This window comes from Streptomyces sp. NPDC002328, from assembly GCF_042890065.1.
In the GTDB taxonomy this organism is placed as follows: Bacteria; Actinomycetota; Actinomycetes; order Streptomycetales; family Streptomycetaceae; genus Streptomyces.
In genome coordinates this window covers 16,117-38,665 of the sequence record NZ_JBIARQ010000031.1, presented here as the reverse complement: position 1 = coordinate 38,665, position 22,549 = coordinate 16,117, and the positions used below count along the sequence as shown (strand labels likewise).

The following is a 22,549-nucleotide window of genomic DNA, read 5'->3' as shown; positions in this document are numbered from 1 at the left end:
AGGAACACATGCGCACCACCACACTCGGACCCGACGGACCCGAGGTCGGCGTCATCGGCTTGGGCTGCATGGGCATGAGCTTCGGCTACGACCTGGCCACCCCGCGCGACGAGGCCGAGCTGGTCTCGGTGATCCACCAGGCCCTCGATCTGGGGATGACCCTGCTGGACACCTCCGACGTGTACGGCCCCCTGATCAACGAGCAGTTGCTCGGCCGTGCTCTCGCCAAGGGCCACCGGGAACGAGCGGTGCTGGCCACCAAGGTCGGCGCCCTCACCCGTAACGCCCAGGGGAAGCCCGTACCCGGTCTGAACAACCGGCCGGAGCACATCCGTCGCTCGATCGACGAGAGTCTCGGGCGTCTGGGCACGGACCACGTGGACCTCTACTACCTGCACCGCGTCGATCCGGATGTGCCGATCGAGGAGAGCGTGGGCGCGCTGGCGGAGGCGGTGGAGGCGGGCAAGGCCCGCACGATCGGTCTGTCCGAGGTGAGTGTCGAGCAGATCAAGCGGGCCCAGTCCGTGCATCCGGTCACGGCGGTGCAATCCGAACTGTCGCTGTGGACACGGGACTGGATGACCGAGGTGCTGCCGTACTGCGAGGAGCAGGGCATCGCCTTCGTGCCGTACTCACCGCTCGGCAAGGGCTTCCTCACCGGCCGGTTCCCCTCCTTCGACGACCTGCCGCAGGACGACTTCCGACGCGGCCTGGCCCGCTTCCAGCAGGACGCGCTGCGCGCCAACTTCGCCCTCGCCGAGAAGGTCCGGCAGCTCGCCGAGCGCATCGGTGCCACTCCTGCTCAGGTGGCGCTGGCGTGGGTGCTGGCTCAGGGCGAGTACGTGGTCCCGATCCCCGGCACCAAGACCCCCAAGTACCTGCTGGACAACGCCGGCGCGGCCGACGTGCAGCTCAGCGCCGAAAACCTCGCTGAACTGGACGCCCTGCCCACCCCACAGGGCGGCCGCTACTACTGAACCTCCGCACTTGGCCCCCGACGGGCCGCACCCCACCAGCCGAACATCCGTAGAGAACACCGATCCACCGGAAGCGGAGATCATGACCGAGACCAGACCCTACGTTCCGCCCGCCCATGTCGTCGGCAGCGGGGCCCACAAGGTCATCGTGCTGCACTCGCTGTTCGCCGGACACGAGTCGTTCAGCCCCTGGTGGCCGTACCTGGACGGCACCCGCTTCAGCTACGCGTTCATGGACGCCCGCGGCTTCGGTGATGCCATCGACGTCGACGGCTCCTACACGTGCGACGAGATCGCCTCGGACGTCCTCCTGCTCGCCGACAGCCTCGGCTGGCGCGAGTTCTCCCTGATCGGGCACTCGCTCGGCGGGATGCCGGCCCAGCAGGTGGTACTCAAGGCGCCCGAGCGTGTGCGCAAGCTCGTCGGGCTCAGCCCCGCGCCCGCGAACGGTCTCGGCATCCCGGAGCAGGCCTACCCCTTGCTCGCCGAGGCCGCGCACAAGGTCGAGAACCGCCGCATCATCATCGACTCGTCCACTGGCGGCAAGCTGTCCGCGCACTGGGTCGCCTCCTGGGCAGAGCAGTCGATGAAGGCTGTCGGCCCGGACGCCTTCCGCAGCTACCTCGACCCGTCAACACCACCGACTTCTCCGCCGAGATCACGGGTGCTCCGCTGCCCGCACTGGTGGTGGTCGGTGAGAACGACCCGGCGACCAACGCCGACGCCATGAACCAGACCTGGATGCGGCACTACCCGAACGGACAGCTCGCAGTCGTCGGCAACGCCGGCCACCACCAAATGGTGGAGACACCGATCGCCCTCGCGACCCTCGTCGAAGAGTTTCTCGGCGACTGACCGGAGCGAGGCGGCCTCGTGTTGCCGCGGCAACGCCTCGGGGTGCCGGGGCGTCACCCCTTCCATGATCTTCTGACAGACACCGGAAGCCAAACCGGCTCTTCACAATCCAGGGTGTAGTCGTGGCCTGAAGCCGCCGGTTTCCAGCAGGGATCTCGCGATGTGGTTGGTGAGGTTACCGGAATCCGAGGGCGGAGCCGCGGAGGTGTTCGAGCCGTCCGTTGATGGCCTCGGTCGGTCCGTTGGCATTTCGCCGTACCGGCGAATGAGGCGGTCTTGGCATAGCCGATTTCGACGAAGGCTCCGGCCGACCGTAGGTGGTCGGCCGGTACCGCCCCGGGCGTGACGACAGCGTTCGTCACGTGGAAGTTGCTATCTCCGGGTTGCCGTAGTAGGCGTCGGGGCCGTGTTTGCGGGTGTAGTGGCGCTCGAGCAGGTGGCTGGGAGGTGGGGCGGTCGGGGACAGGGACAGGGTGTGGAGGGCGATGTCGGCGACGGCCTCGCAGATGATCGCGTGTTCCAGGGACTTGCGGGCGGTGGTGCCCCAGGTGAAGGGGCCGTGGTTCGCCACGAGGGCCGCCGGGACCTCGACCGCCTTCTGGTCCTCCTCCCTCAAGAGATCCACGATGACGACGCCGGTGTTGTACTCGTAGTCCTTCGCGCACTCCTCGGGGGTGAGGTCGCGAGTGACGGGGATGGGTCCGTTGAAGGTGTCGGCGTGGGTGGTGCCGAGGACGGGGATGTCGCGGCGGGCCTGGGCGAAGGCGACGGCGTGGGTGGAGTGGGTGTGGGTGACGCCGCCGATGGAGGGGAAGGCGCGGTAGAGGCAGCGGTGGGTCTCGGTGTCGGTGGAGGGGCGCAGGTCGCCCTCCACCACGGCGCCGTCGGACAGACGGACAATCACCAGGTCGTCGATCGTGAGGACCTCGTACGGGACCCCTGAGGGCTTGATGACGAAGACCCCCGCCTCGCGGTCGACTCCGCTCACGTTCCCCCAGGTCAGCGTGGCCAGGCCGACCTGGGGGATGGCCAGGTTCGCGTCCAGTACCTCTTGGCGCAGACCATCGCGGACGTGAACGGTCATCGGTCGTCCGTCTCCTCGGATGCGGTCCACGGGCTTCACAGGGCTTGGGCGAGGCGGTGGTAGGCGGCGTTCCATCGGACTTCCTTGGTGAACTGCTCGGTGCTGGTGTGCTCGTCGATGGTGAGCAGTTCGACGCCGGTCATGGCGGCGTAGTCGGTCAGGGTTTCCAAGTCGACGGCCGAGCTGAGCACGGTGTGGTGCGGGGCGCCGGCCAGCAGCCAGCTCTCGGCGGACTCCGCGAGGGAGGGGCGGGGCTTCCAGACGGCCCGGGCCACCGGCAGACGGCGAAGCGGCTCGCTGGGGGCGATGACGTCGACGGCGTTGGCAGTCAGCCGGAAGCGATCGCCGAGGTCCGAGAGGCCAACCACGACGGCGGATCCGGGCGCGGCGTCGAAGATTAGACGAACCGGGTCTTCGCGGCCGCCGATGGACAGGGGATGGATCTCGCAGCGGGGGCGGGCGGCGGCCACCGACGGGCAGACCTCCAGCATGTGGGCGCCGAGCACGCGCGGGGTGCCCGGGCCGAGGTGGTAGGTGTAGTCCTCCATGAAGCTGGTGCCGCCGGACTGTCCCTGGCCCATGACCTTCATCGTGCGCAGCAGGGCGGAGGTCTTCCAGTCGCCCTCGCCGCCGAAACCGTAGCCGTCGGCCATCAGCCGCTGGACTGCGAGGCCGGGCAGCTGGCGCAGTCCGCCGAGGTCCTCGAAGTTGGTGGTGAAGGCGGTGAAGCCGCCCTCGGTGAGGAAGGCGCGCAGGCCGAGTTCGAGGCGGGCCGCGTAGAGCAGGGAGTCGTGGCGGATGCCGCCCGGGCGCAGCGCCGGGGCGACGTCGTAGGACTCGACGTACTCGTCGGCGAGTTCGGCCGTCGCCTTGTCCTCGACGTCGTCGACGACGGCGACCAGGTCGTTGACGGCGTAGGTGTTCACGGAGTAGCCGAACCGCAGTTGGGCCTCGACCTTGTCGCCCTCGGTCACCGCGACGTCGCGCATGTTGTCGCCGAAGCGGGCGAGGCGCAGACCGCGTGAGGTGTGGCGGCCGACGGCGGCGCGGGCCCAGGCCGCGATGCGCCGGACGACGCGCGGGTCGGTGGCGTGACCGGCGACGATCTTGCGCTCGATGCCGACCCGGGACTCGATGTGCCCGAACTCCCGGTCGCCGTGGGCGGCCTGGTTGAGGTTCATGAAGTCCATGTCGATGCTCGGCCAGGGCAGCGACAGGTTGTACTGGGTGTGCAGATGCAGCAACGGCCGGTCCAGGGCGCTGAGTCCGGCGATCCACATCTTGGCGGGGGAGAAGGTGTGCATCCACGTGATCACGCCCACGCAGACGTCGGAGAAGCTCGCCTCCTGGCACATCCGCCGGATGGAGTCGGCGTCGGTGAGGACCGGCTTCCACACGATCTTGACAGGGACCTTGCCGGGGCGGCCGAGGATCTGGGAGATGCTCCGGGACTGGTCGGCGACCTGACGCAGGACGTCGTCGCCGTACAGGCTCTGGCTTCCGGTGAGAAACCAGATCTCGTGGTCGGGGTAAGGGGTGACGTTGGTTTCCATGAGGTTTTTTCCTTCCAAAAGGGGGCGGCCGCAGCAATTGGCTGCCGGGCAGAGGGCGGTGTTGCTCAGGCGGAGACCTCGGCGCGAATGCGGCGCAGGCGGTGCATGACCTCGTTGGCGCCGCGGCCGAAGTAGTCGTGCAGGAGCCGGTACTCGGCGTACAGGCGGTCGTAGGCCGCGGCCCGCTCGGGGTCGGGCAGGTAGACGGCCGGGTGGGCCTTGCCCATGGTCCGGGCGGCGGCCCGGATGTCCGGGTACGCGCCGGCCGAGACCGCCGCGTGCATCGCCGCGCCGAGAGCGGGGCCCTGCGCGGAGTCGATGACACCGAGAGGGAGGCGCGTGACGTCGGCGTAGATCTGCATCAGCAGCGCGTTCTTCGTCAGCCCGCCCGCGACGATGAGCTCCTCCACGGGCACGCCGGCGGCCTCGAACGCCTCGATGATGGTGCGGGTGCCGAAAGCAGTGGCTTCCAGCAGCGCCCGGTAGACGTCCTCGGGACGAGTGGACAGCGTCAGGCCCACCACGATGCCGCTCAGGTCGTGGTCGACCAGGACGGAACGGTTGCCGCTCTGCCAGTCCAGCGCGATCAGGCCGTGCTCACCCACCCGCTGCCCGGCCGCGAGGGCCGTCAAATGTTCGTGCGCGTCGCGCCCGAGGGCGGCGGCCTCTTCGGCGTACGACGCCGGGAACCCGGTGCGCACGAACCAGCCGAAGATGTCGCCGACGCCGCTCTGCCCGGCCTCGTAGCCCCACAGCCCCGGCAGGATGCCCCCATCGACGACCCCGCACATGCCGGGCACTTCGGCCCACTGGTCGGAGCTCATCACATGGCAGGTGGAGGTGCCCATGATGGCCACCATCCGGCCCGGCTCCACAGCCGTGGCGGCGGGCGCCGTCACATGGGCGTCGACATTCCCGACGCACACCGCGATGCCCTCCGGCAGGCCCGTCCACGCCGCCGCCTCAGCCGTCAACCGCCCGGCCAAGTCACCCAGTTGACCGATGGGGTGCTCCAGCTTCGCTGTCACGAAGTCGGCGAAGCCCGGATTGAGCGCCGCCAAATACTCCCTGGACGGGTAGGCGCCATCCTGGAGTTGGCCCTTGTATCCGGCGGTGCAGGCGTTGCGGACGTAAGTGCCGCATAGCCGCCACACGATCCAGTCGGCGGCCTCCAGCCAGCGGTCGGTCAGCGCGTAGAGCTCCGGATCCTCCTCCAGCAACTGCAGCGCCTTCGCGAACTCCCATTCCGAGGAAATCTTTCCGCCGTACCGCGCCAGCCACGGCTCCTTGCGCTCCGATGCCAGCACGGTGATGCGGTCGGCCTGGGCCTGCGCGGCATGGTGGCGCCACAACTTGACGTAGGCGTGCGGACGGCCCGCGAGGCCAGGCAGTTCGCACAGGGGGGTGCCGTCGGCGAGCACCGGCAGGACCGTGCAGGCGGTGAAGTCCGTGCCGATCCCGATGACCTGCTCCGGCCGCACGCCGGCCCGGGCCAGCGCCTCGGGCACGGCGATGCGCAGGACGTCGGTGTAGTCGGCGGGCACCTGCAGGGCCCAGTCGGGCGGTAGTGGCGTCCCGTCCGGCAGCTCCCGGTCGAGGACGGCGTGGGTGTAGGGGTGTTCGACAGCAGCCAGTTCGGCGCCGTCGGCGACGCGAACCACCACGGCCCGCCCGGACAGCGTCCCGTAGTCGACTCCGACGACGCAGGGTTCGAGGCTCGCGCGGTCATCGTGCGGTGTGTTCACAACCGGCCGTCCTTCTGAGAAATCGTGCTGACATGCGTACCGCGGAGTCAAAGTCCGGGATATCGGTCAGTGTTCGGGAATACGAATATGGCGGTGGCAATGGGTAACTGATGATGAGTGACGAGGTCGCACTGCCCTTCTGGGCCTGGTCGAAGAAACCAGGCCCAGATGCGTGGCCTTCCCTCAGATTGGGCCTACTCGACGAGTTCCCAGTCCTGTGAGCCGTCCGTGAGCGCGGCCTGCAGGGTCAATTGCGTCCCGGCGGACGCACCGGTCAGGTACAGGCTCGTGTTCTTGACGGACTGGAGCTTGTAGAACCCGTCGCTGGTCTTGACGAGGTTCCAGCTGCCGGTGGCACTGTTGTCGACCCACTGGCCGATCTTCTGGCCGGCCGTGGCATTGCCGGTCCAGATCGCCGCCGCGCGGCCGCCCGACTTGTTCAGCAGGCTCACGCCGCCGTTCGGCTCGGTCGTCACGTGCCAGTACTGGGTGTCCGGGTTCGCCGCGGAGCCCGGGGCCTCGAGCCGGACGTCGGGCACGTCCCCGTTGCCGATGTTCGCGTCGTTGGTCTTGTTCCCGGTGCCGATCACCTGGTCGGTCTTGCGGTTCACCAGTTGGTAGTAGGCGCCGTCCGTGTGGCCGAGATCGACCTCGGCGAACTTGAGCGTCGAGGTCCCCTGGTTGTTGAGGATCACGATGCGTCCGGTGCCGTCGACGTACTGGAGGTTGCGGCTGTAGCCGGACTGCGAGGTTGTCTGGTATTCCTTCCAGGCGCCGTCGCTGCGTCCGCTGTCGTTGACCCAGACGTTGCCGCTGCCGGCGGCGTTGTAGACCAGGCGGCCACCGGGCAGCTTGATGAGGACCGGGCTGCCGCCCGTCGAGAGAGCACGGGAACCGGTGTCGATCGGCAGTGAGTTGACCCCGGTGCCGGTGGGCGAGCCGGTGAAGAACTTCAGCGGGTCGTCGGCGATCCGGTACCGGGTGTTGGCCCCGCCGCCCCAGTACTCGTAGGTGAGGAGCCACTTGCCGTCCGTCGTGCGGACGACGTTTGTCATGCCCGGCCGTCCGCCCCCGATCTCGCTCTTGCCGCCTCCCATGTCCTGGGTCAGTCCGGCTATGTCGACGACGGGCGCGCTCCAGTTCGTGCCGCGGCCGTCCCAGGTCTTGTGCACGAGAATCTGGCCGTGCGAGTCCGCGGCGGTGTCGTTCGCGGGGTCCAGGGTCGGGACGCCGGTGGCCGGGTCGAAACCGGTGTAGTCGTTCTCGTCGGAGTAGTAGCAGACCAGCTTGCCCTTGTGGACCATCAGGTAGGGCTCCCAGAGGGGGTCCACCTGCTGGTTCGTGTTCGCGGCCGCGATGTTCTGGCCGACGGCGCCCGCGCTGCCGCCCTGCCAGCCGCCGGTCGCGACGATGTTCTCGACCTTCCACGTCGCGCCTTCGTCGGTGCTGGAGTAGAGGGCGATCGCCAGGTCCTTGCGGTCGCCGTCGTTGGTCGGCGTCCAGTTCGGGTCGGCCGCCTTGTGCTCCTTGTAGTAGTAGTCGTCGCCCGAGACGACACTCGCGAGCAGCAGCGTGCCCTGCTTCAGATTCCCGACGTCCTGCGGAAGGACGTACAGATAGGGGTTCGTCCAGTTGCTCGTGTACTTCGCGTACTGCGGGTCGCTGGAGAGATATGCCGGAGCCTTGACCTCGGACAGCGGCTGCCACGTGGTTCCGTGGTCGTCGCTCTTGTAGACGGGGAGCGTCTGCTTGTCGGCGCTGCCCGTCGCCGTCACGACCGTGGACTTCTCGAAGGACGCGACCAGACGTCCGCTCGGCAGTTGCGCCGACTTCGGGTAGACCGCGCAGTTGCCCCGCCCTTTCAGGCACGGCTCGGTGCCGAGCTGGTAGAGGGTTCCGCCCGTTGGGTTGTACGCCTGCGCGCTGACCATGGGTATCGCGAGCATCGCGGATGTCGCCGCGAAGGTTCCGAGGGCTCGTCCAAGCCTTCTTCTCTGCATGGCCCCTCCTCAGGGGATGGATCAGGATCGGTTGGTTGCTCCAGGAGTCGGCGCGCTGTCGGCGTCGGTGGAGATGAGTACGCGTACGTCCCAGGCGCCGAGGTCCAGCGCCGTGCCCGTCAAGACGGGGGTGTCCGTCAGGGCGTCGGAGAGGTCCGCCGGGGCGGGGACGCTCGCGGGCTCCCAGCTCCAGTTGTGGACGATGTGGACACGACGTCCGTCGGGTGAGGTGCCGGTGGTCGCGGTGACCGATGCGGGGAGGTCGCGCCACCCGCTGCTCGCGGCCGGGACCAGCCATTCGGCCAGCGCCCGGGCGAGGTCGCGGCTCGGCACTGTGCCGACGGTGGTGACGCGGCCCGCGCCGTGGCCGCGGGTGGTGACCGCGGGCCAGCGGCCGTAGTGAGGGTGCTCGTACACGGCGAGCATCTCGGCGTCGGTGACCGTGAGGCCCTCGATCCACTGCGTCGCCGTGGCATCCGCGGGCACCTCGAACGGGCCACCGGGCACGGCGCGGATCGGGACGTCGCGCGCGAGGTTGCCGAACTCGTCGTACTGGACTCCCGCGGCTTCCACCAGCCGCCCGGGGGCCGGTTCGTGGCGGGCCCGGGCCTCGTGGTCGGCGTAGGCGGTGCGCGGGCCGAGCACCAGGTGACCGCCGGCGTGGGCGTAGGCCTCCAGCCAGTCGAGCATGGTGTCGTCGACGACGTACAGGGCCGGGGCCACGAGCACGGGGTGGCGTTGCACGGCCTCCAGCGGCGTCATCCCCTCCCGCTCGCCGCGCGGGTCGTGCAGCTGGCGGGCGTGGACGATGCGGACCTGGCGGCCTGCTTCGAAGGCGCCGCGGTAGAAGGGGTCGAAGATGCGGTGGTAGGCGGCAGCGTCAGGTCCGCCGTCAGGCGTCGCGAGCGGCGGATACTTCTGCATCAGCCACTTGCTCGGCATCGAGTAGACCATCGTGATGTCGGCGTCCGGCTGGAGCCCCGCGACGAGCTCGCCCGCCGTCTCGAACTCCGCGCCGAGGCGGGCGATTTCGGCATAGGCACGGCCCGGCCGGCCGCTGTGCGGGAGGACGCCGCCCCAGTAGGTCTCCGCGCCGAAGCGCAGGGTCTGCCACTGCCAGTACTCGATCATCCGCGCCCCGCGCGCGACGTGCGCCCAGGCGGCCTGCCGCCACTGGCCTTCGTAACCGGGCCGGTTGTCCCACGCGAAACCGATGCTCTGGGCATTGGTCTCGGTGACCAGGAACGGCTCCTGGCGGGAGGAGAACATCCAGTCCGCCGTCTGGTACATCGACCACACCCCGGTGGTCTTCCACTTCTGCTCGTGGGCGTCGGGCGTGGGGTCGGGCAGCAGCAGGCCGTCCTGCATGTCGTAGTACGGGTTGCCGGAGGCGATGTCGAGGCGATCCGACATCTCGTCGTCTTCCACGCCCTGGCGGGTGTAGGAGATGCAGGTGGTGACGAACTGGCCGGGCTGGGCGTACTCGCGGACGATGTCGGCCTGCCAGCCGATGAACTCGGTGACCTGCCGGGCCTGGAACTCCCGCCAGGCGACGTCGTACTGGGGCTGTTCGTTGCCGTCGGGGGTCCACAGGTCGGCCCAGTCGGACAGCTGGTGCGACCAATAGACCAAGCCCCACTCGCGGTTGAGGGTCTCGACGTCGCCGTACTTCTCCCGCAGGTGATCCACGAACCGCTGGAAGACCCCGCGGTTGTGGAAGAGGTGCAGGCCAGGTTCGTTGTCGACCTGCCAGCCGATGATCGCCGGGTGGTCGGCGTAGCGTGCCACGATCTTCCGGATCACCCGCTCGGCGTGGAACCGGAACGCGGGGTGGGTGAAGTCGATCTCCTGGCGGGCCCCCCAGCCAATCCGCTGCCCGGTGGCGCGCTCGGCGGTGATCTCGGGGTACTGGCGGGCCAGCCACTGCGGTGCGGCGTAGGTCGGTGTGCCGAGGATGACGGAGATGCCGCGCTCGTGGGCGCCGTCGAGGACCGGCTGGAGCCAGTCGAGGTCGAAGCGTCCGTTCTCCGGCTCCCAGGTCGACCAGACCGACTCGCCGACCCGGATCACGGTGAAGTTCGCCTCGGCCATCAGGTCCAGGTCGGTCTTCAGCTGTTCGTCCGGCTGGAGCTCGGGGTCGTAGGCGGGCGTGTACTCGTGGTAGTACGCGGCACCGAAGAGGACGCGGGCAGGCAGAGCCGCCATGAGGGGAAACCTCCGATAAATGCAGGGACTGGTACGAGGGCTGCGGGCCCTACTGCTTGACGCCGCCGGCGGCCAGGCCGCTCTGCCAGTACCGCTGGAGCAGCAGGAAGGCGATGACGAGGGGCAGGATCGAGATGAGGGAGCCGGTCACGACCAGTGCGAGCATGTCGCTGCTGGCACCGGCCCCGCCGTTCTGCGCCTGCGCTGCCCAGGAGGAGAGGCCGACGGTGACGGGGTACAGATTTGGATCATTGAGCATGATCAGCGGCAGGAAGTAGTTGTTCCAGGTCGCCACGAGCGTGAACAGCAGCACGGTGACCAAGCCGGGCGCGAGGAGTCGCAGCACGATCGTGCCGAAGATTCGCGCTTCCCCAGCGCCGTCGATCCGAGCGGCCTCCAAGAGGCTGTCCGGGACGGCGTCCTGGGCGTAGATGCGCATGAGGTACAGGCCGAACGGGTTTACCAGGGAGGGCAGGATGATCGCCCACGGGGTGTTGACCAGGCCCGCCTTGGCGAAGAGCAGATAGGTCGGGATCGCCAGCGCGGTGGCCGGGACCATGACGGCGCCGAGCACCAGGTTGAAGGAGAACCGGTCACCGCGGAAGCGGAATTTCGCGAATCCGTACCCGCCGGCGGCGGCGAGCAACGCGGCCCCGACCGCGCTGACGCCCGCGTACATGACCGTGTTGAGCAGCCAGTGCACGAAGACCCCGTCGTCCTGGGCGAAGGTCTGCTTGACGTTCGTCAGCAGCTGCGGGGCGTGCGAGAACCACAAACCGAAGCTGTTGAACAGGTCCTGGGTGCTCTTGGTCGAGGCGATCAGCAGCCAGAACAGGGGCAGGAGGAAGTAGGCCAGGACCGCCAGCATGGCGATCGTCAGCGGGGTGCTGCGGCGCCGCGAGGCGGATCCCCGCCGAGGTGGCGCGGCGGAAGGAGGCTTTGTCAATGGCTCGGCGGTCGTGGCCATGCGGGTGGTGGTCGTCATGAGGACCTCCTGCGGTTAGCGGTGAGCAGGACGGCGTAGGAGGCGATCACGATGACGAGGCCGAGGAGGAAGGACACCGTGGCTGCATAGTTGACCTGCTGGCCGGTGAAGGCGAGCGTGTAGGCGTAGAGGTTGGCGGTGTAGGAGCTGCTGATGACGTCCGGGGCGATGGTCATCAACAGCTTCGGCTCGTTGAACAGCTGGAAGCTGCCGATCACCGAGAACAGTAGGGTGAGCATCAGCGCGGGGCGCAGGGCCGGCAGCTTGATCGACCAGGCGATCCGCCAGGCGCCGGCCCCGTCCATGGCGGCGGCCTCGTACAGCTCCTCGGGAATGGTACGCAGGGCCGCGTACAGGATGATCATGTTGTAGCCGACGAACTCCCAGGTCACGATGTTGGCGAGGCTGCCGAGCATCCAGCCGTCGCTGAGGAAGTGCGGGACGGGCAGGCTGAGGTTGCGACTGAGCTGGGCGAAGGGGCCGAAGTCCGGTCCGTACAGATAGCCCCACATGAGCGCGGCGACCACGCTCGGGACGGCGTACGGGACGAAGATGCCCAGCCGGATGACCCGGGCGAGCCGGAGCAGCCCGCTGTCGAGGGCGAGGGCGAACACCAGCGCCAGCAGCAGCATCACAGGGACCTGGATGGCGAAGAACAGCGCGACGCGTCCGATGCCGTGCAGGAACTGCGGATCGCTCAGGGCCTGGGCGTAGTTGTCGAGCCCGACGAAGGCCGTGCCGCCGATGAGGCGTTCCTGGAACAGGCTGAGATAGGCGGCGTAGCCGAGCGGGGCGAGGAAGAGCAGCAGGAACAGCACCATGAACGGTGCGACGAACAGCGGTCCCGCCGCCCGGTGACGGCTCTTGCCGCCGCGCCCGAGGCGTGTCGACCCGTCTCGCCTCCTGCCCTTGGGGGAGGCCGCGGTCGTGGCAGTCATCATCGGGCCTTTCTGAGGGATGGGACTGTGTCAGTGGGGGAGCGGGTCCCGCGCCACCGCACGGGACCCGACGGGCCGTTACGGCGTCTCGACGGTGAAGCCCTGATTCTTGGCGTAGGTGGTGAGTCGCGTCTGCCAGGTGCCGAGTGCGCGGAGTGTGTCGGTCTTGTCGGCGAGGGACTTGCCGACCGTCTCGGTCCAGTCGGTGGCCGCCTGGTCGAGGAACGGGGGCCACTGGAAGGAGGAGTTGACCGTGGAGCTGATGTCGGCGAAGACCTGGTTGACCTTCTGACCGCCGTAGAAGGCAGGCGCGTCGCCGGTGAACGTGCTGTCCGCGAGGAGGGCCTTGGTGGCGGGGAAGAAGAACTGTTCGGTGGCGAACATCTTCGCGCTGGCCGGGTCGCTGTTGAGGAACTGCGCGAACATCGCCGCCGCGATGGGGTTCTTGGTGGAGCGGATGACCGCGGTGGTCGAGCCGCCCCAGTTGCCCGAGCTCGGCTTCGACGCGTCCCACTGCGGGAGGGGGGCGGCGCGCCATTTACCGGAGGTGGCCTTGGCGGAGCCGGAGAGGAAGGCCGGTCCCCAGGCGGCGGTGATCCAGGTGGCGTACTTGCCCTTGTTGAAGCCGGCGTACCAGCCGTCGGTGAAGTCCGGGTCGGTGCTGACGACCCCTTCTTGGGCCAGACCGCCCCAGTACGCGCCGAGCTTCCTGGAGACGGCGTCGTCGACACCGATGGTGATGTCACTCTTGCCGGACACCACGTACGGCTTGGCGCCCGCCTGCCAGAGCAGGCCGTGCCAGGCGGCGACCTGGTTGGCCGCGAGGTTGGTCAGGTAGACGTCGGGGTCGGCCTTGTGGAGCTTGCGGGCCGCGGCGGCGAACTCGTCCCAGGTCGTGGGGACCTTGATGCCGTGCTTGTCGAAGATGTCCTTGCGGTACAGCATGCCGAGCGGGCCGGTGTCCTGCGGGATCGCCCACACTTCGCCCTTGCTGCCGCTGACCTGCTGCCAGGTCCAGTCGACGAACTTTTCCTTGAGCGCGGAGGCGCCGTACGGCCGCAGGTCGAGCAGGCTGTCGGTGATGGTGAAGGTCGGAATGGCCTGGTACTCGACCTGCACCATGTCCGGAGCGCCGCTGCCGGCCTTCAGAGCCGTACGCAACTTGGTGTACTGCGGAGTGCCCTGGCCGGCGTTGACGACCTTGACCTTGATGGCCGGGTACTTCGCCTCGAAGAGGGCGACTTCCTTGTCGATGTTCGGGACCCAGGTCCAGAACGTCAGCTCGGTCGGTGTCTTCATCGCCTTGTCGATGTCGGCCTGACTGACAGGCTTGGAGGCAGCGGACGAGCCGCCGGAGTCGCTGCCGCCGCAGGCGGTGAGAGTGAGGCCGAGCGAGACGGCACCCGTCGTGGTGAGGAACAGTCGACGGCTCATCGAGGAGCGGCCGGACATGGATGTGGACGTGTTTCCGAGCATGGTGAACTCCCGCCGGTGGCGAAGATGACGGCACGCCTGGCAAGGGCGTACGGAGGCGTGGTGAAGGAGAGGCGCGGACGCGCCTACCGAGGCTCGGACACCGACAGGGCCGGGTGCGGGTCCTCGTGGACCGGGGCCGGCGAGCCTTCAGTGTGCGGAGGTGGCGGTCGCGGCCGAAGAAGAAGGGGACGAAACCAGAGGCAGGGAGGGTGGGGAAACCTGGCTCAGCGCCTGCTGGGTTCAGGAACGGCCCCGCGGCGATCGTGCGGCAGAGGCGTCGAAAGGGGCGGGGCGTGACCGGAAAAAGCGGCTCGTCCTGAAGTCACGCGCCCGCCTTGAGCTTGCTCTTGTCCGGGCTGACCGGTGCGGGTCAGCGGTGGGTGGACGGGTCTCCGTTCGGGAGCGGCGGATGGTCCGCGCCCCCGAGTGAACGAGAGGCGGTACGCCGGCCACGAACCGGGGTCGTCCGGCTCGGTGGTGGCGCGGTCGAGGCGCGAATGATGAGATCGATCGGTGGATCGCTCGTCGGTAAGGGATCTGCGTTCGGGTTCTCGATGGCATGCACCAGACGCTTGAGTCCCTCCTGCGCCACGGCGTCGAACGGCTGCCGCACCGTGGTCAGGGGAGGAGTCACATAGGCGGCGACCGGAATGTCGTCGAAGCCGACGACGCTGACGTCCTCCGGCACCCGTCGTCCGGCCTCCGTCAGCGCGCGGATCAGGCCGATCGCCATGTCGTCGTTGGCGGCGAACACCGCTGTGACGTCACTGTCTTCGGCCAGTTTCCGTCCCGCCCGGTATCCGGACGCGGCCGACCAGTCGCCCTCGACGACCGGTGGTACGGCCCTGCCGTGAGCGGTCAGCGTCGCCCGCCATCCCTCGAGGCGGTCCCGGGCGGCGTACCATCGCTGCGGACCGGCCAGATGATGGACTGTCAGGTGCCCGAGATCCAGCAGGTGCTCGATGGCGGAGTGTGCCATCAGGTCGGCACCGCCCCCCGCGGTCAGCGCCCTGGGCGCGGTAACAGGTAGCGGCGCACCCAGGACGAGGACCGGAACATCGATGCGGAAGGAAGCGTCTCCTTCGGCACCCGCTTCGTCGATCGGTTCGGAGATGACGATGCCGTCCACGCCCTGATCGAGGAGTGAACTCACGGCACCGGTCACGCCCGCGGCGTCGCCCTCCATCGTGTTGACCACGCGCAGCGCGTATCCCGTGTCCCGGACGACCCGCTCGACACCCATGAGCAGGGAGGCGGGTCCGTACAGGGCCGTGCCCAGAGTCACCACACCAATGGAGCGAGTGCGTCCGGAGGCCAGTGCCCGGGCGGCGTTGTTACGCCGGTAGCCGAGCTCTTCAGCGGCTTCGAGGACGCGCCTGCGCACATCGGCGGAGACGTACTGCTCGTCATTGAAAACCCGCGACACCGTCTTCTGCGACACCCCCGCCAGACGGGCCACATCCACGCTGCGCGGAGCCGCGGTGTTACCGCTCCGTGCCGTTCCTCGCGTCATGGCGTCTCCCGATGGCCGGATGTACGAGCCAGATGATGTCAGAACCGCCAGTGACTGGCCAGGCGGTCTGTCTGCGGTGTCATGTCTACGCAGTCATAAGGCTGTCGTCAAGAGTTCGGAACGCATCCGTAACCAAGCGCAGGACGGGCGCGGCGTGCGGGGCGCGGTCGGCGCGGTGTGTTTCCTTTGAGTTCCAGCCCTGCGGCCGAACTGCTCAGGTGTGGAACTGAAGGCGATAGCCGCTGGTGGCGGCTCTGCTCTTGGCGCGGCGGTTGTGCGTCGAACGCCTTGTCCGAGGGGCGATGAGGCCGCGAGCGCCGCTGAATGCGGGCGAACGCACTGGGCGACGTCGGAGGCTCAGCCGCGGACAGCCCGTGACGCCGACTGGAAGCCCTGCTGGCCCGTACCGACCACACGGTCGGTGCGGGCCTCACAGTGCGGAACGCCGCAGTCCCGTCGGCGTACGGTTCGTGTGCCCCGTTCCGGCTCGTCTACTGCCATCGCGGCGCCGGTTCGGTGCGTCTGTCAGTCGTAGTCCTCGATCCGCCATTCGTCGTGCCAGTCCACGAAGGCCATCTCGCCTTCGAAGCGCAGGGGCAGCCAGACGTAGTCCGCGATCGAGGTGTCGGGGTCGAGCAGTTCAGGGGGGAGGACGGCCGAGGCATCGGAGGCGTCCTCCGTCGCGTCTCCGGAGAAGCGCCTCCGCATCTCTTCCTGAATCGGCTCCGCCAGCTCGGGTGCTAGGTGGGGCAGCCACCTGTCGGCCAAGGCGATGTAGAGGTCCTTCTTGTGCGGATGCTTGAACACCGAGCTGATCTGGGAGCGGTACGAGTTCCCGGAGGCGTCCTCGGGGTGTGGGTCGCCCAGCACGGTCCACGGGCCGTGGTAGGTCCGCGCGACGGCCACTTCCGACGGGTTGGGGGCGTAGCCGGTGGTGCCCGAAGTGATCAGGTAGTGCAGTCCGCCCCGCGTGAAGTGGGCCGGTGCCTCTCGGACGTACGGCGGATGAGGGAGGGGGAAGTGGGTCGAGTAGTAGCCGGTGACGTCGGTGTAGTCGTCGGTCAGGTCGGCGCAGATCAGCTCGCTGTGCACGCGCTCGAAGTAGTAGTACGCCTTGCCGTCGCCGGGATGGACTGCGATGTCGAAGTCGCCGGCGTTCATGCCGAGCGGGCGCAGCCCCGTGCGGACGACACGGTAGGGGCCGAGGAAGTCGTCGGCGACGAGGACGGTGCTTTCCTGGGTGTGCCCCTCACCCATGATCTTGATCCAGCACACGTACTGCTTGGTCGCCGCGTTGAAGACGATGTGGGGGCGGTCGACCTGCTGGGCAGGGTGGAGGGGAGAGTTCGGGTCGTCCGGCTCGGGCGGGATGATCAGGCCCCGGTCCTCCCAGTTGTAGAGGTCGGTGGAGGCGTAGCAGCGGATGCCCCAGTGCCAGATTCCGCTGCCGGGCTTCGTCTTCTCCTTGTTCTCCCCGTACCAGTAGAACGTTCCGTCGATGTACGTGATCGACCCGCCGTGCGCCTGGATGCGGTGGCTGGCCGTGTCGTACCAGACCTGGCCCGGACGTATGGACGACTGGGGCGGTGGCGGTGTTGTCACTTCGAACTCCCCTGCACGGCGTCGAGTGCGTCGACGAGCTGCCAGACGGAGCGGGCTCGGGCGTAGGCCGCGTACCGGGAGATGTTCGGGTTGTCGACGAACCAGGACTCCGGTGTGGCGAAAGCGTGCCCCAGGGTCGTGGCGCCGTCGTCGTAGATCCGGTTCGCCACGGCCTCGCTCATCTTCAGGGCCTTGGCGATGAGTTTCCCGTCGCCGGTCGCGCGGCCGATGTGCACGGCGGCCGCCGTCGCCATCCAGGTCGTGCCGGGCCACACGTCGGCGATCTCCGGGACGAAACGGCCGGGGGCAGGCTGGATGTAGTCCATCGGGTAGGGCTTCAAGTTCTCGTCCAGGATGATGGGCGGCCCTACGGGAACGCCATCGGCGTCCTTGGGCGCCAGGAAGGCATCAAGGGTGTTGTGCCAGTGCTTGCGGGCGCGTCGGAGGTTTATCAGGTTGGGCAGGCCGAGTTGGGAAGCGACGCACTGGGCGTAGAACGCGTCCAAGAAGGCCGCGTCCTTCGGCAGCACCGGCTTCTTGGCGCCGAAGATGTCGCCGGTCCGTCCCTCGATGCCGCCGGTGCCGTCGCAGTAGCGGTAGCGCCCGGTCTTGGGGTTCCAGAAGAGCTCCTCGAACTCCTCCTTCGCTGCGGCCAGTTCGGTGTCGATCTCCCTCTGGACGGCGGACGTGGCCTCGGGTATCCCCAGGGCTCTGGCCTTGGGCGTGAGCGTCGAGAGGATCTGCAGCGAGAGCAGATACAACTGGCAGTTGTAGATGCCGTGGCCGTTGACCAGGAGCTGGTCGTAAGTGTTCGCCGGATTGTTCGACGGCGGGTCCGCCGGGAGGTGGGAGCCGGGCGGGCGGAAGAACTGAGAGTGCTTCAGCGTCCGCAGCATCTGGGGATAGCCGTAGGTCAGCAGGCTCTTGTCGCCGGTCTCCTGATACAGCGCGTACACCCGGTAGATGAGCTTGTGGAAGCAGTCCCGGAACGCGTCGCCGCCCGCGGGGTCGAAGAGCGCGCCGAGGTCATCGGTGCCGGGAGGTGGTGCGCCGAAGACGGGTTCGGACGTTGCCGAGGGGGCGCCCTGATTGGACGCGGTGGCGCTGATGAACGGACCGGTGTCGGCCATGATCTGCTGGGGCACCCGCCCCCACCGGTCCTGCTTGGTCAGCTGCAACCAGGCGCGCAGGCACCCGAGTTCGATGTTGGGGAACAGCTTCGTGTACAGCAGGTACCCGAAGCTGTCGACGTCCATCTCGTTGGCCCCTGCGCCGCCGCTTCCGGCGTCGATGGTGTAGAAGAGGTGCGTGTTGGGGATCTCCGCACCCAGGCGAGGCCCGCCGGGCGCGGGCGGGATGGTGTTGCTGACCAGGCCGGCTTCCCAGAACGAGGCGTTGAAGACCATGCCGAACAGCTCGTTCAGGGCTGCCTTCCGCAGCCACACCGGGTACTTCGGGTTCTCGGCGATCGGTTTCCACCAGGCCTCGACAGCGGCGAGGGAGTCGACGTGCCGCGCCAGCTCACGCTTGGCGATGGTGAAGGCCTGCTTGAACGGGTACGAGTTCGGGACGTAGTCGTTGGTGGCCGTCGAGGTGGCGCCGAGGAACTCGGTGTACCGGCGCATCCAGACGGCCCGGCCCTGGGGGGCGCCGTCGTAGTACACCTGCGGGAAGTCCCAGGAAAGGGCGTATCGGACGGTTGTCTTCTGGCCTGGCCGCAGTTGCGCGGTCACGGCGACGGCGCCTGCCGAGTTCGAGTCGTCCAGGGCGCTGTTCGGCAGCTTGCCCGTGGAGGAGAACGGCTCGTAGATGTCGCTCCCGTCACCCGCCCCGTTCCATGACGTGGTGTACGTCAGCTTCTGGCCCGTGGCCGGCAGGGCGGCGATGGCCCACTCCGACTTGTAGGAGTCGGGCGTGTTCGTCGCATCGTCCGAGCCCAGCGTCACACCGGCGACGCCTGACCGGTCCGTGTCGAACCGGCTGTAGAGCCCGGTGCGCGTCGTCCCCGAGGGATGCGGAGCGGCGTTGGGGAAGGTGAACATCACCGAGAGGTCGACCGTCTTCGTGGTGGGGTTCGCCAGTTCCACGTCGAAGAAGGCCACCGGCATCGAGGTGCGCTCGTCCTCGCCGGCCACTATCGGCGACCAGAAGCGCATGGACACCTTCGACTTGAACACGTTGTAGGTGGTCCAGCCGAACGGGTACAACGCGGCATAGGTGCCGTCACCGGGGTTGAGCTGGTTCCACCGCGGAAGAACGCCGTCGAAGTCCCGCTGCGGGGCGATGTGGTCGTGCCGCGTGGCGAGGGTCTTGACGGTCGGGCCGCCCGAGGCACCCGCGACCTGCTCACGGATGTGGAAGGCCGCCTGGGGGAGTGTGCGCATGTCCCACCAGTCCGACGCCTGTGAACCGCCCATGCTCCACGGCCCGAAGGTCCCGAACAGGTTGTAGTGGAACGAGCCGGCGCCGACGCCGCCGAGCGGGATGCCCAGACCAGGCACGCTCATCCCACCCGCGAACCCGCGCAGGCCCGAGGGCTGACCGGTGCGGCACTCCGAGTCTGCCGCCGCCTCGCAGGGGCCGTCCGGTGCGAGGCCCCAGGTGCGGACGTACGCCGCCTCCGGCCCTCTCACCGCGTTGAGCGGGGACGCGTGGGCGGTCGGGGTCGAGTGAAGGGTCGGGAATCCACCGAACTCGCCTGCGGCGACGAGCCCGGCCACGGAGAGCGCGCCCCCGCGCAGGAAAGCCCTCCGCGGGAAGCCTCCGCCCTCGCGTGTCGTGTCCAGTCCGGAACTGTCCTGCGGCTCCATGCCAGTCCTTTCGGGGTCAATGCATCGAAGGCGGTACCGATCGCCCTTGCGGCCGACGCCCGCGAGCCGGCGTGCCGGGCTACATGCCCCGTGTCCGTCTACCGATGGGTAGTGCGTCCAGGGGTGGGTGTGCGTGTACTCAGAGGGCCCGCGCGCACGGGGACATGTGCGGACCGTCGGCGGACCGCGACGACGCCCTGGAGACGGAGTCGCCGGTCACGGGCGCGTCGCTTCCGCTCATGAGCCGACCTTGGGGGCCGGAAGCTCCGCCGCCATGGCTTCCAGGCGCTTGGCCCGCCGCAGGCGCTGCTTCATCGGATCCGCGACGGGAGCCGCCATCTGCAGCCTGCGTGTGTAGGGATGCTCAGGAGCAGTCGCGACGTCGGTCGCCTTGCCGATCTCGACGATGCGTCCCTGATGGAGGACGGCGATTCTGTCGCTCACCTCGTTGACGACGCCGAGGTCGTGGCTGATGAACAGGTACGCCACGCCCGTCTCGCGCTGGATGTCCTTCAGCAGCGTGAGGACCCGGGCCTGCGTGGTCACGTCCAGGGCGCTGGTGGGTTCGTCGCAGATGATGACCGTGGGATCGAGGGCGAGTGCCCTGGCGATGGCGATCCGCTGCCGCTGTCCGCCGGAGAACTCCCGGGGGGATCTACGGGCGGAGTCGGCGGGGAGGCCGACGGCGTCGAGCAGTTCCCGTACGCGCGTGCGTCCGTCTCGGGACCCGGTGGCCAGGAGGGGTTCGACCAGGATGTCCTCGATCGACATAGACGGATTCAGCGAGGAGTACGGGTCCTGGAACACCACCTGGATGTCCCGGGCGACCTTGCGCCGGCGGGCCCGTGGGATGTTGCTGATGGTCTCGCCCCGGAACGAGACGGAGCCCTCCGTCACCGGCGCGAGCCCGAGGATCGCGCGGCCGATCGTCGTCTTTCCCGATCCGGACTCGCCCACCAGGCTGAGCGTCTCCCCGGTGTTGAGGTCGAAGGAGACGCCGTCGATGACGGTGGCGCCGGTGGACCGGCGTCCGCCGTAGCGTACGACCAGGTCTTCGACCTTCAGGACCGTCTCTGCCACGTCACACCTCCGCGATCTCGACACGGCGTGCCGACGAGAGCAGTTCCCGCGTGTACGCCTCGTCGGGCGCCTCGAAGAGAGAGTCCACGTCGCTCCGCTCCACGATGTGCCCGTCCTTCATCACGCTGACGGTGTCGCAGAGGTCTGCCACGACGCCGAGGTTGTGGGTCACCAGGATCATCGCGAGGCCTCGCTCGTCACGCAGTTCTCGCAGTAGCTCGAGCACCTCTGCCTGCACGGTCACGTCCAGAGCGGTCGTCGGCTCGTCCGCGACGATCAGGTCCGGGCCGGAGGCGACGGCACCGCAGATGAGTACGCGCTGGGCCATGCCGCCGGAGATCTCGTGCGGGTACTGGCGGAAGACCCTCTCCGGATCCTTGATGCCGACCCGCGCGAGCAGGGCGAGCAGCTCACGTTCGGCTTCGCGTTTCGTCACGGTCTTGACCGCGCGCAGGCCCTGGGTGAGCTGCGCCCCGATCGTGAAGCAGGGGTCCAGATTCGACATCGGCTCCTGCGGCACGTACGCGATGCGCCGGCCGCGTGCCTGGCGCATGTGCTGCTCGCTCGCCAGCAGATCCTCGCCGTCGAGGAGGACACGCCCCCCGAGAATGACCGCCTCGCGGGGCAGGATGCCCAGGGTCGAGAAGGCGATCTGTGACTTGCCCGATCCGGACTCGCCCACCAGACCGTGGATCTCGCCGGGGCGGACGTCCAGGTCGACGCCGTGGACGACCTCGCGTATGCCGCTCTCACCGTCCGGGTAGCCGATGCGCAGGCCCCGTATCGACAGAACCGCGTTCGTCGCGGGGGCAGGTCCTTCCGCGAGTGCGGCAGCGCTCTCCTCACGAACCCGCCGGGCTGTCTCTCGGAGCAGTCGTGCCGAGGGTGTCGGGCGGTGCGCCGAGGACTGGAGCACGTCACGCAGGGCGTTGCCGAGCAGCACGAGAGCCAGGATGGTCAGGCTGATGAGAAGGGCCGGCCATACGACACCGGCCTTGCTGGTGTAGATGTTGCTGAAGGAGTCCTGCAGCACCGTGCCCCAGGATGCCGTGGCGGGATCACCGAGCCCCAGGAAGCTGACGCCGGCCTCGATGCCGATGCCCGCGGCGAGGACGAACGAGCTGTGGATGATGACAGGGGCGCGGACCGCCCAGAGCACGTGACGGCCGACGATGCGCAGGTCGGAGAGACCGACCACCTTCGCCGCATCAACGTAGAGCTCACTTCGGACACCCACCACGACGGACTTGACCAGTCGGAAATAGGACGGTGCGGTGAGGACGCCGAAGACGATCATCGCGGCGACGATGTTGGGGCCAGTCCTGGCGTAGAGCGCGAAGAGGAGGAGGACGCCGGGCAACGTCATGACGACGTCGGAGACCCAGTTCGAGACGGTTTCGACCCTGCCTCGGTAGTAGCCGGCGACGAGGCCGCTCGTCACCCCGATCGCGAGCGAGACGGCCAGAAGGAGCACGCAGGCCAGTGCTGTCTGCTGCGTCCCCCACATCAGCCGCGACAGGATGTCCCGGCCCGATGCGTCCGCGCCCAGGAAGTGCCCTGAACCGAACGGCGGCGCGTTCACCGCCGACAGCTCCGAGGCGTTGGGGTCCACCGGCGCCAGCCAGGGGCTGCCCAACCCCAGGATCAGGACGACGAGCAGGAAGGCCAGACAGCACGCGGCCGGCGGGTCGCTCACGAGTCGGCGAAGCACGGACCGTCCTTTGAC

Annotated in this window: 16 protein-coding genes and 1 pseudogene; 3 read left to right on the top strand and 14 right to left on the bottom strand. The window is 68.5% G+C overall.

Going from position 1 to position 22,549, the window contains the following annotated elements; genetic code table 11:
- The first annotated feature begins 8 nt into the window (after nucleotides 1–8).
- The 3 genes from ACFYX4_RS38765 (at nucleotide 9) to ACFYX4_RS38755 (ending at nucleotide 1,832) form a co-directional block, all read left to right on the top strand.
- The gene (locus tag ACFYX4_RS38765; protein ID WP_389344251.1) at nucleotides 9–977 is read left to right on the top strand and encodes an aldo/keto reductase; all 969 of its coding nucleotides are present in this window, start codon (nucleotides 9–11) and stop codon (nucleotides 975–977) included.
- 82 nt (nucleotides 978–1,059) lie between these two features.
- The gene (locus ACFYX4_RS38760; protein WP_389344249.1) at nucleotides 1,060–1,707 is read left to right on the top strand and encodes an alpha/beta fold hydrolase; all 648 of its coding nucleotides are present in this window, start codon (nucleotides 1,060–1,062) and stop codon (nucleotides 1,705–1,707) included.
- On the top strand, nucleotides 1,662–1,832 hold the full coding sequence (locus ACFYX4_RS38755; protein ID WP_389344247.1) for an alpha/beta fold hydrolase: 171 nt from the start codon (nucleotides 1,662–1,664) through the stop codon (nucleotides 1,830–1,832). The genes ACFYX4_RS38760 and ACFYX4_RS38755 overlap by 46 nt, the downstream gene beginning before the upstream one ends.
- 102 nt (nucleotides 1,833–1,934) lie before the next feature.
- Here ACFYX4_RS38755 and ACFYX4_RS38750 read toward each other — a convergent pair.
- The 14 genes and pseudogenes from ACFYX4_RS38750 to ACFYX4_RS38685 all read right to left on the bottom strand — a co-directional run.
- A pseudogene (locus ACFYX4_RS38750) lies at nucleotides 1,935–2,079 on the bottom strand (transposase); the annotation flags it as partial.
- 111 nt (nucleotides 2,080–2,190) lie between these two features.
- Nucleotides 2,191–2,916, bottom strand: coding sequence for an L-ribulose-5-phosphate 4-epimerase AraD (gene araD, locus ACFYX4_RS38745; protein WP_389344245.1), 726 nt, complete (start codon nucleotides 2,914–2,916; stop codon nucleotides 2,191–2,193).
- 35 nt (nucleotides 2,917–2,951) lie between these two features.
- On the bottom strand, nucleotides 2,952–4,469 hold the full coding sequence (araA, locus tag ACFYX4_RS38740) for an L-arabinose isomerase (RefSeq protein ID WP_389344243.1): 1,518 nt from the start codon (nucleotides 4,467–4,469) through the stop codon (nucleotides 2,952–2,954).
- A gap of 65 nt (nucleotides 4,470–4,534) precedes the next feature.
- Complete coding sequence (gene araB / locus ACFYX4_RS38735) at nucleotides 4,535–6,214, bottom strand: ribulokinase (RefSeq protein ID WP_389344241.1); 1,680 nt, start codon at nucleotides 6,212–6,214, stop codon at nucleotides 4,535–4,537.
- A gap of 194 nt (nucleotides 6,215–6,408) precedes the next feature.
- On the bottom strand, nucleotides 6,409–8,214 hold the full coding sequence (locus ACFYX4_RS38730; protein WP_389344239.1) for an RICIN domain-containing protein: 1,806 nt from the start codon (nucleotides 8,212–8,214) through the stop codon (nucleotides 6,409–6,411).
- A 21-nt stretch (nucleotides 8,215–8,235) separates the two neighbouring features.
- Entirely contained in the window at nucleotides 8,236–10,419 is a 2,184-nt protein-coding gene (locus ACFYX4_RS38725) for a beta-galactosidase (RefSeq protein WP_389344237.1), read from the bottom strand.
- Between the two features lie 49 nt (nucleotides 10,420–10,468).
- Nucleotides 10,469–11,404 carry a carbohydrate ABC transporter permease gene (locus ACFYX4_RS38720; RefSeq protein ID WP_389344235.1) on the bottom strand — a complete coding sequence of 312 codons (936 nt, stop codon included), beginning with the start codon at nucleotides 11,402–11,404 and terminating at the stop codon, nucleotides 10,469–10,471.
- A complete protein-coding gene (locus tag ACFYX4_RS38715; protein WP_389344233.1) occupies nucleotides 11,401–12,342 on the bottom strand; it encodes a carbohydrate ABC transporter permease in 942 nt (313 codons plus the stop codon). Before ACFYX4_RS38715 ends, ACFYX4_RS38720 begins: the two co-directional genes overlap by 4 nt.
- A gap of 78 nt (nucleotides 12,343–12,420) precedes the next feature.
- The gene (locus tag ACFYX4_RS38710) at nucleotides 12,421–13,818 is read right to left on the bottom strand and encodes an ABC transporter substrate-binding protein (RefSeq protein ID WP_389344231.1); all 1,398 of its coding nucleotides are present in this window, start codon (nucleotides 13,816–13,818) and stop codon (nucleotides 12,421–12,423) included.
- Nucleotides 13,819–14,188: 370 nt separating this feature from the next.
- Nucleotides 14,189–15,331, bottom strand: a complete 1,143-nt coding sequence (locus ACFYX4_RS38705) for a LacI family DNA-binding transcriptional regulator (RefSeq protein WP_389344229.1) — start codon at nucleotides 15,329–15,331, stop codon at nucleotides 14,189–14,191.
- Nucleotides 15,332–15,856: 525 nt separating this feature from the next.
- Nucleotides 15,857–16,933 (bottom strand): family 43 glycosylhydrolase, encoded by a 1,077-nt coding sequence (locus ACFYX4_RS38700; protein WP_389344227.1) that lies wholly within the window; start codon nucleotides 16,931–16,933, stop codon nucleotides 15,857–15,859.
- Nucleotides 16,930–19,743, bottom strand: coding sequence for a GH116 family glycosyl-hydrolase (locus tag ACFYX4_RS38695; RefSeq protein ID WP_389344225.1), 2,814 nt, complete (start codon nucleotides 19,741–19,743; stop codon nucleotides 16,930–16,932). Before ACFYX4_RS38695 ends, ACFYX4_RS38700 begins: the two co-directional genes overlap by 4 nt.
- 237 nt (nucleotides 19,744–19,980) lie before the next feature.
- Entirely contained in the window at nucleotides 19,981–20,823 is an 843-nt protein-coding gene (locus ACFYX4_RS38690) for an ABC transporter ATP-binding protein (RefSeq protein WP_389344223.1), read from the bottom strand.
- A 1-nt stretch (nucleotide 20,824) separates the two neighbouring features.
- The gene (locus ACFYX4_RS38685; protein WP_389344220.1) at nucleotides 20,825–22,534 is read right to left on the bottom strand and encodes a dipeptide/oligopeptide/nickel ABC transporter permease/ATP-binding protein; all 1,710 of its coding nucleotides are present in this window, start codon (nucleotides 22,532–22,534) and stop codon (nucleotides 20,825–20,827) included.
- Nucleotides 22,535–22,549 lie beyond the last annotated feature (15 nt).